15 protein-coding genes and 1 other annotated feature are annotated in these 16,961 nt (G+C 31.2%); all 15 genes read right to left on the bottom strand.

Going from position 1 to position 16,961, the window contains the following annotated elements; translation table 11 throughout:
* Nucleotides 1–5 precede the first annotated feature (5 nt).
* Nucleotides 6–1,832 carry a translational GTPase TypA gene (gene typA, locus D2A34_RS07580; RefSeq protein WP_079439890.1) on the bottom strand — a complete coding sequence of 609 codons (1,827 nt, stop codon included), beginning with the start codon at nt 1,830–1,832 and terminating at the stop codon, nt 6–8.
* Between the two features lie 370 nt (nt 1,833–2,202).
* Nucleotides 2,203–3,870 carry a ribonuclease J gene (locus D2A34_RS07575; RefSeq protein ID WP_079439891.1) on the bottom strand — a complete coding sequence of 556 codons (1,668 nt, stop codon included), beginning with the start codon at nt 3,868–3,870 and terminating at the stop codon, nt 2,203–2,205.
* A 202-nt stretch (nt 3,871–4,072) separates the two neighbouring features.
* Complete coding sequence (locus tag D2A34_RS07570; RefSeq protein WP_079439892.1) at nt 4,073–4,537, bottom strand: Fur family transcriptional regulator; 465 nt, start codon at nt 4,535–4,537, stop codon at nt 4,073–4,075.
* 93 nt (nt 4,538–4,630) lie between these two features.
* Entirely contained in the window at nt 4,631–4,909 is a 279-nt protein-coding gene (locus D2A34_RS07565; RefSeq protein ID WP_079439893.1) for a DUF1292 domain-containing protein, read from the bottom strand.
* A 141-nt stretch (nt 4,910–5,050) separates the two neighbouring features.
* Nucleotides 5,051–5,464 carry a Holliday junction resolvase RuvX gene (gene ruvX / locus D2A34_RS07560; RefSeq protein ID WP_079439894.1) on the bottom strand — a complete coding sequence of 138 codons (414 nt, stop codon included), beginning with the start codon at nt 5,462–5,464 and terminating at the stop codon, nt 5,051–5,053.
* 109 nt (nt 5,465–5,573) lie between these two features.
* A complete protein-coding gene (locus D2A34_RS07555; protein WP_008424959.1) occupies nt 5,574–5,831 on the bottom strand; it encodes an IreB family regulatory phosphoprotein in 258 nt (85 codons plus the stop codon).
* Between the two features lie 159 nt (nt 5,832–5,990).
* Nucleotides 5,991–8,630 carry an alanine--tRNA ligase gene (gene alaS, locus D2A34_RS07550; RefSeq protein ID WP_119366223.1) on the bottom strand — a complete coding sequence of 880 codons (2,640 nt, stop codon included), beginning with the start codon at nt 8,628–8,630 and terminating at the stop codon, nt 5,991–5,993.
* An 80-nt stretch (nt 8,631–8,710) separates the two neighbouring features.
* Nucleotides 8,711–8,889 (bottom strand) — a binding site (T-box leader).
* A 56-nt stretch (nt 8,890–8,945) separates the two neighbouring features.
* Nucleotides 8,946–9,974, bottom strand: a complete 1,029-nt coding sequence (locus tag D2A34_RS07545) for an AI-2E family transporter (protein ID WP_119366222.1) — start codon at nt 9,972–9,974, stop codon at nt 8,946–8,948.
* Entirely contained in the window at nt 9,955–10,455 is a 501-nt protein-coding gene (locus tag D2A34_RS07540) for a PRC-barrel domain-containing protein (RefSeq protein WP_079439897.1), read from the bottom strand. Before D2A34_RS07540 ends, D2A34_RS07545 begins: the two co-directional genes overlap by 20 nt.
* Before the next feature lie 678 nt (nt 10,456–11,133).
* Complete coding sequence (gene mnmA / locus D2A34_RS07535; protein ID WP_119366221.1) at nt 11,134–12,210, bottom strand: tRNA 2-thiouridine(34) synthase MnmA; 1,077 nt, start codon at nt 12,208–12,210, stop codon at nt 11,134–11,136.
* An 11-nt stretch (nt 12,211–12,221) separates the two neighbouring features.
* Nucleotides 12,222–12,659 (bottom strand): Fe-S cluster assembly scaffold protein NifU, encoded by a 438-nt coding sequence (nifU, locus tag D2A34_RS07530; protein WP_119366220.1) that lies wholly within the window; start codon nt 12,657–12,659, stop codon nt 12,222–12,224.
* A gap of 1 nt (nt 12,660) precedes the next feature.
* Entirely contained in the window at nt 12,661–13,842 is a 1,182-nt protein-coding gene (gene nifS, locus D2A34_RS07525; protein ID WP_119366219.1) for a cysteine desulfurase NifS, read from the bottom strand.
* 2 nt (nt 13,843–13,844) lie between these two features.
* Nucleotides 13,845–14,297, bottom strand: coding sequence for an RrF2 family transcriptional regulator (locus D2A34_RS07520; protein ID WP_119366218.1), 453 nt, complete (start codon nt 14,295–14,297; stop codon nt 13,845–13,847).
* Between the two features lie 120 nt (nt 14,298–14,417).
* Nucleotides 14,418–15,662: a replication-associated recombination protein A gene (locus D2A34_RS07515; protein WP_119366217.1), complete on the bottom strand. Its 1,245-nt coding sequence runs from the start codon at nt 15,660–15,662 to the stop codon at nt 14,418–14,420.
* 292 nt (nt 15,663–15,954) lie between these two features.
* A complete protein-coding gene (locus D2A34_RS07510; protein WP_119366216.1) occupies nt 15,955–16,938 on the bottom strand; it encodes an N-acetylmuramoyl-L-alanine amidase family protein in 984 nt (327 codons plus the stop codon).
* Nucleotides 16,939–16,961 lie beyond the last annotated feature (23 nt).

Genomic DNA, 16,961 nt, shown 5'->3' with positions numbered 1-16,961 from the left:
CAAAATTATTTTTTACTTCTGCTAATCATTCTTCTTCTTTCAGCACTATCTAAAATTCTTTTTCTCATTCTTATATTTTTTGGTGTAACTTCTACTAATTCATCAGCATTTATAAATTCTAAACATTGTTCAAGAGACATTTCAACTGGTGGAGTTAATTTTAATGCATCGTCAGCACCTGATGATCTTGTATTAGTAAGCTTCTTCATTTTACATACATTAATTTCAAGATCCTCTGCTCTTGCAGAAACCCCAACAATCATACCACCATATACTGGAACACCAGCACCTATGAATAATTGACCTCTTTCTTGAGCACTATATAATCCATATGCTATTGAATCTCCTGCTTCAAATGAAACTATTGATCCTCTGCTTCTTCCTGGAATTTCACCTTTGAATTTTTCATATGAATGGAATACGTGATTCATAATTCCATTACCCTTTGTATCAGTCATTAATTCACTTCTGAATCCAATAAGACCTCTAGCTGGGATTGTGAATTCTAATCTTGTGTATCCATTTACTGCAGATGTCATATTAACCATTTCAGCTTTTCTAGGTCCTAACTTTTCCATAACTGGTCCCATAAATTCTTCTGGAACGTCAATTGTTAAGTACTCAATTGGTTCTTCCTTGTGGCCATTTACGTCTCTAAATATAACATTTGCTTTTGAAACTTGGAATTCATATCCTTCTCTTCTCATTGTTTCAATAAGAACTGAAAGATGAAGTTCTCCTCTTCCTGAAACTTCAAAACAATCTGGAGTAAGTTCGTTTACTCTTAAACTTACATTTGTTTCAAGTTCTCTCATTAATCTATCTCTTAAATGTCTTGATGTTACAAAATCACCTTCTTGACCTGCAAATGGTGAATCATTAACCATGAAGTTCATGTTTAATGTTGGTTCATCTATTTCTAAAAATGGTAATGCTTCTGGTGATGAAGAATCCGCTATAGTATCACCTATGTTAGCATCAACGACACCACTTACTGCAACTATATCTCCCATTGAAGCTTCTTCTGCTTCTTCTCTTTTTAATCCTTTGTATGTAAATATACTAGTTATTTTGTAATTAGCATTTGATCCATCGTTCTTTAATAAAGTAACAGTTTGATTTCTCTTTACTGTACCTCTATGTATCTTACCAATTGCAATTTTACCAACAAACGCATTTGAATCTAATGTACTTACTAACATTTGAAGTGGTTCATCTATATATCCTTCTGGTGGTGCAACATATTTTAATATCGTATCAAATATAGGAGTCATATCAGAATTTGTATCATCTACATTATATTTTGCAAAGCCTTCTCTAGCTGATGCATAAATAATTTGGAAGTCTAATTGTTCGTCATTAGCTCCAAGTTCTACAAACAGGTCAAATACTTCATCAATAACATCAGTTGGTCTAGCATTTGGTTTATCTATTTTGTTAATTATAACTATTGGTCTAAGTCCTAGTTCTAATGATTTCTTTAAAACGAATTTAGTTTGTGGCATTGGTCCTTCATAAGAATCAACAACAAGTAATACTGAGTCAACCATCTTAAGTACACGTTCAACTTCTCCACCGAAGTCAGCATGTCCTGGTGTATCTACTATGTTTATTTTTATGTCATTGTAAATTACTGCAGTATTCTTTGAAAGAATTGTAATTCCTCTTTCTTTTTCTAAGTCATTAGAATCCATTACTCTTTCTTCTAGTTTTTCATTTGCTCTAAATGTGTGACTTTGTCTAAGAAGTGCATCTACTAGAGTTGTCTTACCATGGTCAACGTGGGCTATTATAGCAATATTTCTTATATCTTCTCTTTTATTTAATTCCATTCTTATTCCTCCAAACAGTAATCAAACTGCATTTTTTTTCTTTTCTATTAGTTTATTTATAGTATTCATTTAACTAGGTCGAAGTTCATATATATATTGTACGTAATTTTTTAATTAACTATTATACAAAATTATATTATTAATAAACAAGTTCATTTAAACTACTTATTGTGTTGATGTAAACCTATAACTGTTTTTTTCCAAAAGAAAATTGGATACTTAAAGTATCCAATTTCCTACACAACTAGTTTAAATTCTACTCTTTTCTTCAAAAAAAGTCAACCCTATTACAAGTAATAATAAACTAATTCATTATAGATCCTGTTAATATAAACAATTTATATCTTAAATCATTTATTTCACAAGCATCCTAAAATTCCATAATTATTGGTAGTATCATAGGTTTTCTCTTAGTTTTTTCATAGAGATATTCTCTTAACTCATCTCTCATTTTTGACTTCAATGTAGCCCAATCAGTAATTTGTCTTTCTTCACAGTTTCTTAATACAGATTTAACTATCACTCTAGCTTCATCCATAAGACCCTCTGATTCTCTTACATATACAAATCCCCTTGAAATTATATCTGGCCCAGATACAACTCTGCCAGTTTGTTTTTCTATTGTCACTACAATTGTTAAAATTCCGTCTTGTGAAAGATGCTTTCTATCTCTTAGAACTATATTTCCAACATCTCCAACTCCAAGACCGTCAACAAATACCTGTCCGGAAACAACAGTACCAGTTTTTTTAATTTGGTTTCTTGCAACTTCAATTACATCTCCATTTTCAGGTATTAATAAATTCTTCTCTGGTAGACCAACTTCCATTGCTAACTCACCGTGTTTCTTCAGATGCCTATATTCACCATGAACTGGTATAAAGAATCTCGGTTTAACTAACGCTTGCATTAGTTTTAATTCTTCTTGACAAGCATGCCCCGATACATGAATCTTTTCTATTGAATCATATATTACTTGAGCACCCTTCTTAAATAATTGATTTATTACCTTTGAAACAAATTTCTCATTCCCTGGAATTGGTGTTGCTGAAATAATAACTGTATCTCCTGGAACAACATTTATTTTTCTATGTTCTGACGCTGCCATTCTTGCAAGTGCAGACATCGGTTCTCCCTGACTACCAGTCGTTATTACCACAATTTTTTCATTAGGATATTTTGAAATCTGATCTACTGGAATAAGTACGTCTTTTCCAACTGTAAGATATCCAAGTTCTATCGCTACTTGAACAATATTCTCCATACTTCTTCCTGATACCGCTACTTTCTTCTCATAAGCTTCTGCAGCTGTAATTATTTGTTGGATTCTATGAACATTAGATGCAAAAGTTGCAACTATTAATCTACCTTTTGCTTTACCAAATAAACGCAAGAAAGCCTCTCCAACAATTTTTTCTGTCATAGTATATCCTGGTCGTTCAACATTAGTTGAATCAGCCATCATTACTAATACACCTTTTCTTCCTAATTCAGCCAATCTTCCAAAATCCATCATCTCCCCATCAATAGGAGTATAATCAATTTTAAAATCCCCCGTATGAAGTACAACTCCAAGTGGAGTATGAATCGCGATTGCAACTGAATCTGCAATTGAGTGGTTTGTTTTTATGAATTCCACAGAAACGCTATCTAGTTTAATTATATCTTTTGGCTTTACTCTTATTAGTTCTGTTGAAGCTAACAGACCGTGTTCTTTCAGTTTTGTTTCAACTATACCAAGAGTAAGTTTTGTACCATATACAGGAACATTCAACTGCCTCAACACATATGGCAATGCCCCTATATGGTCCTCATGTCCATGAGTTAAAAATATTCCTTTGATCTTTTCTGCATTTTTCATGAGATATGAAACATCTGGTATTACTATATCTATTCCAAACATATCATCATCAGGAAATTTTAATCCACAGTCTATTACAATAATATCTTCCTTATATTCAATAGCTGTTATATTTTTCCCAATCTCGTTTATACCACCAAGAGGAATAATCTTTATCTTAGCTCTCTCATTTTTCATGCTTCCCCTCCTTCTTCCTATATTAATATATAAACAAAGGTTCTTTTTCCAAACGTTTAAAAGCATGCAATTTATTTAGTTTCATTTTTAATTAGTATTTCTTATACTCTTACCATATAAAAAAATACTTTTGTTAAATCTAAAACAAATTTTGCATAAATATTTTATTATAATTTGCTCTCAAATACCCAGAAAACTCCTTTTATTCATCATGTTGTTTTTTTTGACATTCATCACATATTCCATAAAATTTTACACTGTGGTCAAGTATTTTAAACTTGTATTGCTTTTCAATTCCCGACTCTAGTTCCTCTAATAAATCATCTTGAACCTCTAAAACCTTATGGCAATTATTACAAATCAGATGGTGATGTCTATGAGTTTCGTTAGAATGCACTATCTCATATCTACTACAACCATCATTTAAATCTAATCTAGATATAACTCCGAGCTCTTCTAACAAAAGAATAGTTCTATATACAGTTGCCAGCCCAATTTCAGGACAACTTATTTTTACTTTATCATATATTTCTTCTGCTGTTAAATGTTGACCTTCATTATCTATAATTGTATCAACTATGGATCTTCTTTGTGGCGTTAATTTATAACCCTTCTTTTTCAAATCTTCTTTCAAGGCATTCATATCAATCAAATTTGATACATCCATTCATAACACCTCACATTTCATATTTCATTACACTAAGAAAATTCACTCTTATTTGTGTAAATTTAAAATTAACAATCTGTTAAATAAGTAGTCTTATTCTTCACTAATTCCATCTTCATCCATGAGAGTTTCATAAGTTTCTAATACCATTTCGAACTCTTCATCTTCATCTTCTAAAGCTATAAATATCTCACTACCATCTTCATCTTTAAATATCTTGAAAGCATATGCTTCATCAGTTTCTTCAAACGCAGGTGTTGCAATGATATATTGTCCTTTTAACTTTTCTATTTCAAAGTATATAATAACCTCGAATTTAACGTCGTTTCCGTCTTGATCTGGTATATATACATATTTTGCATCTTTATCCATAACTATATCCCTTTCTATCTTTAATTTTTTATATTTCTAAGCATAACAAACTCAACCTATACTATTTCATTTTTTTATATTAAGTATAAATTACTCTTAAGCTATTTTATTATGCACAATTGTAATCAAATCAATTGTAGGCTACCTTGAAATCATATCTAAATATCCTTGCAGGATATAAGTTGACGCCACTTTATCTACTATCTTTTTTCTCTTACTTCTTGACAAATCCGCTTCAAGCATTGCTTTATGTGCTGCTACTGTTGTTAAACGCTCATCCCAAAACTTAATTTCTACCTTAAGTTCTTCCTCTATCAATTTACCAAAGGACATAATAATTTCCCCTGATGGCCCTATTGTTCCATTCATATTTTTCGGTAATCCGACTACTATGGTTTTAACATCATAATCATCACAAAACTTTTTTATTTCTTCTATATCTTTGTTTTTATTAGTTCTTCTAATTGTAGTCAATCCTTGAGCCGTGAACCCTAACGGATCACTTACCGCAACTCCTATAGTCTTACTACCTACATCTAATCCAAGTATTCTCAAATTCTAGCACCTCTCACAGTATATTTAAAATATAATAAGTCAGAATTATAGACTTATTATATTATTTCATACACCTAAAATTAAGAGTGCCCGCATAAACGGGCACTCTCTACTTTATCTCTAAATAAGATTTTATAACCTCTTCTAGTATGTCATCTCTTTCGAGTTTTCTTACTAAAGCTCTTGCTCCGTTGTAATTAGTGATGTAAGTAGGGTCTCCAGAAATCAAATATCCAACTAATTGATTTATAGGATTATATCCTTTTTCCTGTAATGAATTATAAACCTCTGTTAAAATTGTCTTTGTAAGAGCTTCTTTATTCTTACTTAAATCAAATTGCATTGTATGTTCAATATTATTACTCATAAAACTGTTGCTTCAAAAAGCAACTCCACCCCCTTAATCATGTTATAAGGAAATTATATCCACATAAATATATACATTTATATTTATTATTAACTTTATATTTAAATTTTATTCATTAATCTATATTTTGATTATAACCTATAATTTATAAAAAGTATACTACTTTGCTAAAGTTTCCACTATTTTATAAGATGCTTCAATTGCTTCTTGTATTTTTTCTGGTTGCTTTCCACCGGCTTGAGCCATATCTGGTCTTCCGCCTCCGCCTCCACCAAGGATAGCAGAAATTTCTTTTATTAATTTTCCACAATGAGCTCCTTTTGCTACTGCATCTTTATCAGCCATTGCACATATAATAACTTTTCCAGCATTTGCACTCATAAGAAGTACTATGCTATTTTCGCTCTTATCTCTTACTTTTTCACATACATCTCTCAATGTATCGCTATCAACATCTTTCAATTCATATGCGATTACATTAATCCCTTTTACACTTCTTGAACATGATATTATGTCATCTATACCCATTGATGCAAATTTAGATTTTAATGCTGTTATTTCTTTTTCTTTTTCCTTTAGTTCCTTAACTTGTTGTTCAAGTTTTGTTAACAATTCTTTTTCTGAACATTTTAGTTTACTTGAAACTTCTTTTAATAAATCTTTTTTCTCATTTACAAACTTATATGCTTCTTTTCCTATTACAGCTTCTATTCTTCTAGTTCCTGCTGCAATACCGCTTTCTGATAATATTTTAAACAACCCTATTTTTCCTGTGTTATCTATATGAGTTCCACCACATAATTCTTTTGAATATTCTCCTGCACCTACAACTCTAACCTTATCAGCATATTTATCGTCAAATATACCTATTGCACCACTATTCTTTGCTTCTTGAAGATCCATAATTTCTGTTACAACTGGTGTTACACTTGTTATTGCTTCGTTAACTAACTCTTCAACTTTTCTAATTTCATCTTCTGTCATTGCTTCAAAGTGAGAGAAGTCAAATCTAAGTCTATCATTAGTTACAAGTGATCCAGCTTGATGAACATGAGAACCAAGAACTTTAACTAGTGCTCTATCTAATAGATGCGTTGCAGTATGATTTTTCTTAATATCTTCACGTCTAGCTTTATCTACTTCTATAGTTACTTTATCTCCTACTTTAAGTTCCCCTGATAAAACTTCAACAAAATGAACTATCTTACCACCAATATTCTTCTTTGTATCAAGAACATTAGCTTTAAAGCTGTCATTGTATATTGTACCTTTATCTCCTATTTGACCACCCATTTCAGCATATAGAGGAGTAACATCTGTAACAATTATAGCGCTATTTCCTTCAGTTATTGTATCAGTAAAGTCTTCACCTTCAATTAAAACTTTAACTTCAGCATCTAATATATCATTATCATATCCATCGAATGTAGTTTCAACATCTGCTGGTATATTATCTAAAGTTCCAACATCAGCTCCCATATAATTAGAAGTTTTTCTTGCACTTCTAGCTCTTTCTCTTTGGATTTTCATTTCTTCATTAAAAGCATCTTCATCTAAAGATAAATCTTCATCTTCTAAAATTTCCTTTGTTAATTCCATAGGGAATCCAAAAGTATCATATAATTTAAATCCATCTGCACCACTAAGTACTTTTTCATTGTTTTCTTTTAATTCGCTTATAAATCCATTTAATATTTCAGTTCCTGAATCTAAAGTTTCTCTAAATTTATCTTCTTCAATTTTGATTACTTTCTTGATGTATTCTTTTTTATCACTTAATTCTGGATATGCTTCACTTGAATCTCTTATAACAGTTTCACATAGGTTACATAAGAAAGCTTCTTTAATCCCTAATGTCTTTCCATGTCTTGCTGCTCTTCTAAGAAGTCTTCTTAATACATATCCTCTTCCTTCATTAGATGGCATAACATCATCTGAAATCATGAAAGTTATAGATCTTATATGGTCAGTTATTAATCTTAAAGAAATATCTGTCTTTTGATTTTCGCCATATTTAACATTTGCTAAACCTGCAACTTCATTTAATATATTTTCTAAAGTATCTATTTCAAATATACTATTTTTCCCTTGCATTATTACTGCAAGTCTCTCAAGTCCCATTCCTGTATCTATATTAGTATTTGCAAGTTTCTCATAGTTACCTTTTCCATCTCCATCAAATTGAGTGAACACAAGATTCCAAAACTCTATAATCTTATCTTCATCAGCTAATTTAACGAATTCATCTGAATTAGTTGGAATTTCATTTGATCTATTAAAATGAATTTCTGTACAAGGTCCGCAAGGTCCAGCTCCATGTTCCCAGAAATTATCTTCTTTACCTAATCTAAAAATATGTGTTTTATCAACATCTGTTAAAGTAGTCCAATATTCATATGCTTCATCATCATCTAAGTATATTGTCACATATAATTTTTCTTTTGGAAGCTCTAAAACTTCTGTGATGAATTCCCATGCCCATGGAATTATTTCTTTCTTAAAATAATCTGCAAAAGAGAAATTTCCTAGCATTTCGAAAAACGTACCATGTCTGCTTGTAATACCTACATTTTCAATATCACCTGTTCTAATACATTTTTGACAAGTTGTGATTCTCTTTTTTGGCGGCTCTTGTAACCCTGTAAAATAAGGCTTCAATGGTGCCATTCCAGCGTTTATTAATAATAAACTCTTATCATTCTTTGGAACCAAAGAAAAACTATCTAATCTCAAATGGTCTTTACTTTCAAAAAATTTCAAATATGCTTCTCTTAAATCATTAGTCTTCGTTATCTTCATTTTTTATTCCTCCACGTATTATTTATGTATTTTAAATTATATTCTATTTTTTACCAAACACAAAAAAGCTCTCCCCTAGAAATAGGGACGAAAGCTTAAATTCCGCGGTACCACCCTAATTGCGTACGAATTTCATACACCACTTAGTAATCAATAAGCTCCTAGGCAGCTTCAAGATATACAGCCATAAAGTTTTCACCAACCACTTTTTCTCTAAAATAGCTATAATAAATCTACTCATCCTATTCATTGCTTAATATTTTATTATTTCACCAAAATTATATTTCATATAGATAATTCTGTCAATATTATCGATTAAAATAGGTAGTAATTAATATCGTCATATAAAACTTTTATTGTAACAGCTATAGGAACTACTAAAACCATTCCTATGAAGCCGCCAAATTTATCACCTATTAATAGCAATATTATTATCATAAAAGGATGCATATTAGTACTATCACCAGTCATCTTGGGAGATAGTATATCCCCTTCCAGCTGTTGAATTATGAACATTCCAAGAGTTACCCAAAGGGCCTTTATAGGTGAATCTAAAAGCGCAACTATTATTGCTGGTATTGCACCGAATATTGGGCCAAAATACGGGATAATATTTAATATTGCATTTAAAATTGAAATCCATAACGGAAACTTGACCTTCAACATTAGTAAGATTACAAACGTCAATGCTCCAATCAATCCTGAAAGCAAAAGTTGACTTGATATATATTTAGTTAATACTCTATCTATATCACTTAAAATTTTTTTTGTTAATCCTCGTTTTTGAGTTGGCAATAATAATAATATTTTGTTGTATATCTTATTTCCATCACATAAAAAATAGTAAACCATAATGGGTATTATTGAAAGTGATAATAAATTATTACCTAAGCTCATTAATCTATCTACAGCATTTTCCGAAAAATTAATCCAAATAGAATTTGCTTCTTCTAATACTTCGTTGTATAACACATTTGTAGTTATATTATTATTTAAGCTGAATTTCCCAAATGCTTCTTTCAAGAAATCGCTCACATTCTCAAAAACATTACTTATGTTAGCAATCTCATTAAATAATGTTGGTACAATTACTATAACACAGGTTGCAACTATTCCTATTATAATTAAAATCACTAATATTGATGCTGATTTTCTGCTCACTTTTAACCTAGTTTCAAATAAGTCTCTTATAGGACTTAACGTATATGCTAAAATAAAAGATAATATAATAATATTTATTGTTGTTCTTATTGGGTCACTGTAAAGGTAAGATAGTATTATAGCGAAAAAACACACTAGTGTTAGTATAAGTATAATCTGATTTTTATGCTTTTTTACGTACATTATAATTCTCCATATTATGAGGTATAGATTTAAACAAAATTCCTTCGTTTCCTGTATATAGGATGTAACTTTCTCCTAGTATACATCTATCTAAAAGTATAATTTGTTTACCTTTTATCATCTTATCTACTAATCCTGAACTTATTACTATAGCTTTTATAGAATAATCCTTAATATCTATAATAATATCTTCCAAAACACCTTTTACATTTCCCCATGTATCAATTACCTCTATATACTTAATTTCCTTAAAGTTTAATCCTTCGCCTTTCCTTATAGAGCTGATAATTACATCTTCCCCTATATCTATAACATCCTCCATATCTACATAATTCTTTTTAGAAAACAAGAGACTATTAGATACTTTAAACCCTACAATTTTACCCATATAAAAATCAATATATAAGTCATCTATTATACCAATCTTTTTACCTTGAACATTATAAACTTTCTTAAAATAAAAATCTCTAGTCTTGAACATAGTTTCCCTCCAAATTCTAAAATAGAAATATCATTACATCTAGAATTCCCGACAAAAAGGAAAATTATTCATAACTACTTAATTCCAAGTAACAACTATAAAGATATTCTTCAATACTTAAATTGAGAGGTTAAACAACCGAAATAGAATACATATATGTTCCTCAGGACTATGAAAAATTTCCCTGGGTATATCTAAACGGGAAGTTGTGCCCATTTCTGCATGCTCCAAAATTTATTTTGGACAAGCAAAAATGGAACAACTTCCCGTTAAGATATACCAGCAGCTCATTTTTCAATGCCTGCTCCACATATATGTATTCTATTTCTTTGTATATCATTCTCTTTAAGTATTGCATAAATATCTGATACATAAAATTCCAAATGTATATTAACAGAGATATTAATGACCGCCGAAATATAAATCCACCTAAATAAATGTACTTATTTTAAATTTACACTAAACAAAGAAATGGAATATATGTTTTTGCGGAGTGTTCATAGGAAGATTTTGCTGTTTGTGATTCTAGATTATAAGTTGTTCCAAATGTGCTTGTTCAAGGCGTAGTCCTTGAAGCAAGCACTTTGGGTACAACTTATAATCTTAGAACACTTAAGCAAAATCTTCCAAGAACCGTAGCAAACACATATATTCCATTTCGGTTTTTTAGAAGTAACTTTAAATTATAGATTCTATTATTCCGCCGCCAACTACTATTTCGTCGTCGTAAAATACAACTGACTGTCCTTTAGTTATTGCTCTTTGCTTTTCTTTAAAAGTAACTTTTACTCTGCCATTTGGTAATGGAGTCAAAGTAGCATCAGCTGGTCTTGCAGAATATCTAATTTTTGCTTTAACTTGCATTTCAGTTTCAAGTTTATCAAAAGAAATAAAATTAACATCAGTAGCAATTAATTCAGTCTTAAATATATCATCTTCAGCTCCTAAAACAACTTCATTTGTTTTAGCATTTATATTTGTTACAAAAACTGGTCTTCCAAGCGATAGTCCAAGACCTTTTCTTTGTCCAATTGTATAGTACACAATACCCTTATGTTGACCAAGAACATTTCCATTCTTATCAACAAAGTTACCTGGTTTAACTCTATCTGGTTTAGCTTCTGATATATATTTACCATGATTATTATCAGAAATAAAGCATATCTCCTCACTATCTTTCTTGTTATGAACAGCGAGTCCTATCTCTTTTGCTATTTCTCTAATTTTAGTCTTTTCATATTCTCCACAAGGCATTAAGGTATGTTCTAATTGATCTTGTGTAAAGTTATATAACGCATATGTTTGATCTTTCCTATCATCATCAGATCTGATTAAAAGATATCTATCATCACGCTTTTCTATTTTAGCATAATGACCTGTCGCTACATAATCTGCACCTATACCCCTAGCTCTTCTTAAAAGTTCATCGAACTTTAAATGTTTATTACATTCAATGCAAGGGTTTGGTGTCTTTCCATCTATGTACTCTTGGACAAATGGATCAATAACTTTTTCCTTGAAATAATCTCTAAAATTTAAAACATAAAAAGGTATATCAAGTTTGTCACACACTCTTCTTGCATCATCAACAGCAGAAAGGGAGCAGCAGCCCCCTTCCCTTTCTTCAAATTCCTCATCGTGCTGCCAGATTTGCATCGTAGCACCGATGACTTCATATCCCTGCTGTTTTAATAAATATGCTGCAACAGAACTATCTACACCACCACTCATACCTACTAAAACTTTTTTCTTCATAATTTCACCTATTACTCTTCTCCATGTACAGCAGCATGTAATTCTTCATCACTATGCTCTTCCATTGGTATTACTTCTAATCCGTTCTTTGCTCTATAGTCATTTATAGCTTTATGAATAGCTTCTTCAGCAAGTACTGAACAGTGCATTTTTACAGGTGGAAGTCCATCTAAAGCTTCTGCAACTGCTTTATTAGTTAATCCCCAAGCTTCATCTACAGTCTTTCCTTTAATTAATTCAGTAGCCATTGATGAAGATGCGATAGCAGATCCACATCCAAAAGTTTTAAATTTAACATCTTTAATAATGTTATCTTCTACTTTTAAGTAGATTTTCATTATATCTCCACACTTAGCGTTTCCAACTTCACCTACACCATTTGCGTCCTCTATTTCTCCAACGTTTCTTGGATTTTGGAAGTGTTCCATTACTTTTTCTGTATATATCATATTAATTATCCCCTTTCTTTAAAAAGTCATCCCATAATGGTGACATATTTCTTAATCTTTCAATAATTGGTGGTACAACTTCAAGAACATAATCTACATCTTCTTCTGTTGAACCTTCACCCATACTAAGTCTTAATGATCCATGAGCTATTTCATGTGGAAGTCCAATCGAAAGCAATACATGTGATGGATCTAAAGATCCTGATGTACACGCACTACCACTTGATGCACAAACACCCTTAAAATCTAAAGATAATAATATCGATTCTCCTTCAATAAATCTAAAACATACATTAACATTTCCAGGTAATCTCTTATCTCCTCTTGGTCCATTTAATCTAGTATATGGAATTTCAAGTAACCCATCAATTAACTTATCTCTTAATACAGTTAATCTTTCCATATGTTCTTCTAAATGATCATTTGCAAGCTCAACAGCTTTACCTAATCCTACTATAGCTGCAATATTTTCTGTTCCAGCTCTTCTATTTCTTTCTTGTCCTCCACCATGAATTAAGTTATCAATCTTAATTCCTTTCTTTATATAGAGAACCCCTATTCCCTTTGGCCCATAAATTTTATGTCCTGCTAGTGACAGCATATCAATATTTAATTCCTTAACATCTACTGGCACATTTCCAACCGCTTGAACTGCATCTGTATGGAAATAAACTTTCTTTTCTCTACAAATTTCTCCAATTTCTTTTATCGGTTGAATTGTTCCTATTTCATTGTTAGCAAACATAATGCTTACTAAAATTGTTTTATCTGTTATAGCATTTTTCAAATCTTCTAAGCTGATGAAACCTTCTTCATTTACATCTAGATATGTAACATCAAACCCATTCTTTTCTAAATATTGACAAGTATGAAGAACTGCATGATGTTCAATCTTAGTTGTTATTATATGATTTCCTTTATTTTTATGAGCTGATGCTATTCCTTTTATTGCCCAGTTATCAGCTTCTGATCCACCGCCAGTAAAATATACTTCCTCAGGTAAGCAGTTTAATGAATTTGCTATCTGCTCCCTTGCCTTATCTATAGCTCTTTTTGTTTCTCTTGATATTCCATAAAAAGAAGATGGATTTCCAAACTTTTCAGTAAAATAAGGAAGCATTTCTTCTAATACTTCAGGCTTAACATATGTTGTAGCCGAATAGTCCATATATACATTTTTCATAATTATTCACTCCTATCTGCTATCTTGATACTGCTTTTCTTATTCTTTATATTTTCGTAATCATCAAGGATATCTTGTAAAGTAATTGAAGTCATAACATCATCAATACTTTTTTTAATCTTCTCCCAAACGGCTTTAGTCGCACAGCAATCTGCGCTGTCACATTCTACTCCATCTATACAGTCTGCGATTTCAATAGGACCTTCTAAGATTGTCATAATATCGCCAACCGTTATATCTTTTGGCGGTTTACATAAAACATATCCACCCTGTGCACCTCTAATACTTCTTATCATATTAGCACGTCTAAGTGGGCTAAATAATTGTTCTAAATAATACTCCGAAAGATTTTCTCTCTTTGATATAGTTTTAATTGAAACTGGGGCACCACCATAATTAGATGCTAAGTCAACCATAGCTCTAACTCCATATCTTCCTTTTGTCGAAAGTTTCATTACATTTCACCCCTTTTCATTGTTTACAATTGATATTTCATAACTTTTTTGATAATATAGAAATATATTAATTTTGTTTATATCTTATCAAAATACTCGGCTTTTGTCAAACGATAATTATTATTTTTTTACTTCTTTCCAGTACTTCTTCAAACTCTCTTCATATCTATTATTTTGTTCTTTATAATAAATCTTCCCACTTAGTTCTTCTGGCAGATACTTTTGTCTCACGTAATTGTTAGGATAATCATGAGGATACTTATATCCACCTACCCCAAGGTTTGCTGCACCAGAGTAATGAGCATCCTTTAAATGCATCGGAACATCTCCAAAATTAATATTTTCCAAGTCACTCATTGCATGCATTATAGCTAAACAAGCACTATTAGACTTAGGCAGTGTTGCTAAATATATAACTATTTCTGAGAGAATTATCTGAGCTTCTGGAAATCCAACTTTTAAAGCAAGCTCTATACCCGAGTTAACAACTGATAACGCATTAGGAAAAGCTAATCCTATATCTTCTGCGGCTATAACGGATATCCTTCTAACAATAGCAGTCAAGTTTCCACCCTTTATTAATCTAGCTAAGTAATGAATTGCTGCATCTGGATCACTTCCACGAATGCTCTTTTGAAGTGCACTTAACAGATTATAGAATTCATCTCCACTTGAATCTGCTCTCATGCTAGACTGTCCTAAGCTTTCTATATATTCACTTGATATTACCCTGACATTTCTAACCTGTGAGTTTATCGCTAATTCTAAGATATTGTAAGCTTTTCTATAATCACCTTGTGATATTTCTCCAATATAAATCAAGGATTCTTCTGAGTACTCTATTTCTATACCTTCAGCTATTAATTTCTCTATAGATTTCTTTAATCCAACAATAATATCATTTGTATTTAGAGGCTTAAATGAAAATATATTACATCTGCTTATTATGGCTTTATGTATAACAAAATACGGATTTTCCGTAGTACTTGCAATTAAAGTTATTCTGCCATCTTCTATAAATTCCAATAATGCTTGTTGTTGTTTCTTATTAAAATGCTGCAGCTCATCTATGTACAAAACTACTCCATTATAATTCAATAGATTATCCATATTATTAGTTATGTCTTGAATATCTTTTACAGACGCAACTGTGGCATTTAATTTATAAAACTTTTTATCAACATAATTAGCCATTATGTTTGCTAAAGTTGTCTTGCCTGTTCCTGGCGGGCCATAAAATATGCAATTACATATATTCCTGCTTTTTATCAAGTTATATAATGGCTTCCCCTCACTTAATATTTGCTGCTGTCCTACAAAATCCTCCAACTTACTAGGCCTCATTAAATCTGCTAATGGTCTCATTATTACACCCCTCTATGCGCCATTATATTATTATAGTCAATTAATGAAAACTCATACATATAAAAACCTATACCTTCTAATACTTTTCTTAATTAAAAGATGTTTTTACAACAAACTATATTATAGCAGATATAATAAAATAAAAAAGCAGAAAGAATTTAATATTCTAACTGCTCCTTCACAACTATTAATAAATAAGTAATATTATTATATTTTTTTATAAACTTCCACGCTTATTTTATGAAATATTACTAATATTTAAATTATTTCTCTAAAAATATGAAATTGATAATTATGCTTGGAACGGTGTTGATGTTGACTCAACATAATATAACTGTCCAGTTTTAGTGTTTAATAACGATATAACTGCTGTTACTGTTCCCTTGCTTCCTTTTTCAACTTTATATTGAGCTAATCCAGTTTGTGTTATTCCAACATCTGTTCCATCATCAAGACTTACAGTTATGTCTTTTTTAACAACATAAGTATCAGTACCTATTGTTACAGTCTTCTCTGGTTGGCCCAATTCTGATTTAAACGCTATTTTAGGCTCTATAGTTGCTGTTCCATCATGGTTATCAACCGGTGTTATTGCTGGAATCTTAGCATCTTGTGCATAAGTCTTATTTATTAGGTTTTCAGTTGTTGGCTTTCCTCCGCCGCCTCCGCCTGATGAAACATGATTCACTACTGGTGTTTCTTCAGTATCTGTAGGTATTTCTACTGAAACTCCTGAAGATTTAAACGCAAGTTTTGGAGTTGGTATTTTATCACCTATTGCTTCCCCAGATAAAGCGAAAGTATAAACTTTTCCATCAATTGTAACAGTTCCTTTTTGCATTGCTCCATTTGATGCCAAATAATATACCTTTCCATCAACTTGAATTACTCCAGTTTGCATAGCTCCTGATGCTGAGGCAAAATACCATACACCATTATCATTTATCCAACCTGTCTTCATTGCTCCTGATCCTTCTAAAAAGTACCATGTACCTCCATCATTTACCCAACCTGTTTTCATTGCTCCTGATGGTTGTAGATAGTACCATGTACTTCCATCTTTAACCCAGCCTGTCTTCATATATCCATCTGAACCAAAATAGTACCAAATGTTTTCTACATTTCTCCAACCAATAGAATATGAATTACCTTCAGTATTCCACCATCCATTTGAATCTTGTCTCCATTCTGCTGATGCTGCTACTGGAGATAAAGTCGCTATTGTTACTGCTGCTACTGTAGCTGCAACTATTTTTCTTAATTTTAAACTTTTCATTATTATATTACCCTCCTTAATAC

The sequence above is a fragment of the Clostridium chromiireducens genome, assembly GCF_003575225.1.
Classification (GTDB): domain Bacteria; phylum Bacillota; class Clostridia; order Clostridiales; family Clostridiaceae; genus Clostridium; species Clostridium chromiireducens.
This window is presented reverse-complemented; position numbering and strand designations above follow the sequence as displayed.

What these genes read in the sequence shown, in the direction of transcription:
- typA (WP_079439890.1), bottom strand. Translation starts at nt 1,832, where the DNA reads ATGGAATTAAATAAAAGAGAAGATATAAGAAATATTGCTATAATAGCC.
- D2A34_RS07575 (WP_079439891.1), bottom strand. Translation starts at nt 3,870, where the DNA reads ATGAAAAATGAGAGAGCTAAGATAAAGATTATTCCTCTTGGTGGTATA.
- D2A34_RS07570 (WP_079439892.1), bottom strand. Translation starts at nt 4,537, where the DNA reads ATGGATGTATCAAATTTGATTGATATGAATGCCTTGAAAGAAGATTTG.
- D2A34_RS07565 (WP_079439893.1), bottom strand. Translation starts at nt 4,909, where the DNA reads ATGGATAAAGATGCAAAATATGTATATATACCAGATCAAGACGGAAAC.
- D2A34_RS07555 (WP_008424959.1), bottom strand. Translation starts at nt 5,831, where the DNA reads ATGAGTAATAATATTGAACATACAATGCAATTTGATTTAAGTAAGAAT.
- alaS (WP_119366223.1), bottom strand. Translation starts at nt 8,630, where the DNA reads ATGAAGATAACGAAGACTAATGATTTAAGAGAAGCATATTTGAAATTT.
- D2A34_RS07545 (WP_119366222.1), bottom strand. Translation starts at nt 9,974, where the DNA reads ATGTACGTAAAAAAGCATAAAAATCAGATTATACTTATACTAACACTA.
- D2A34_RS07540 (WP_079439897.1), bottom strand. Translation starts at nt 10,455, where the DNA reads ATGTTCAAGACTAGAGATTTTTATTTTAAGAAAGTTTATAATGTTCAA.
- mnmA (WP_119366221.1), bottom strand. Translation starts at nt 12,210, where the DNA reads ATGAAGAAAAAAGTTTTAGTAGGTATGAGTGGTGGTGTAGATAGTTCT.
- nifU (WP_119366220.1), bottom strand. Translation starts at nt 12,659, where the DNA reads ATGATATATACAGAAAAAGTAATGGAACACTTCCAAAATCCAAGAAAC.
- nifS (WP_119366219.1), bottom strand. Translation starts at nt 13,842, where the DNA reads ATGAAAAATGTATATATGGACTATTCGGCTACAACATATGTTAAGCCT.
- D2A34_RS07520 (WP_119366218.1), bottom strand. Translation starts at nt 14,297, where the DNA reads ATGAAACTTTCGACAAAAGGAAGATATGGAGTTAGAGCTATGGTTGAC.
- D2A34_RS07515 (WP_119366217.1), bottom strand. Translation starts at nt 15,662, where the DNA reads ATGAGACCATTAGCAGATTTAATGAGGCCTAGTAAGTTGGAGGATTTT.
- D2A34_RS07510 (WP_119366216.1), bottom strand. Translation starts at nt 16,938, where the DNA reads ATGAAAAGTTTAAAATTAAGAAAAATAGTTGCAGCTACAGTAGCAGCA.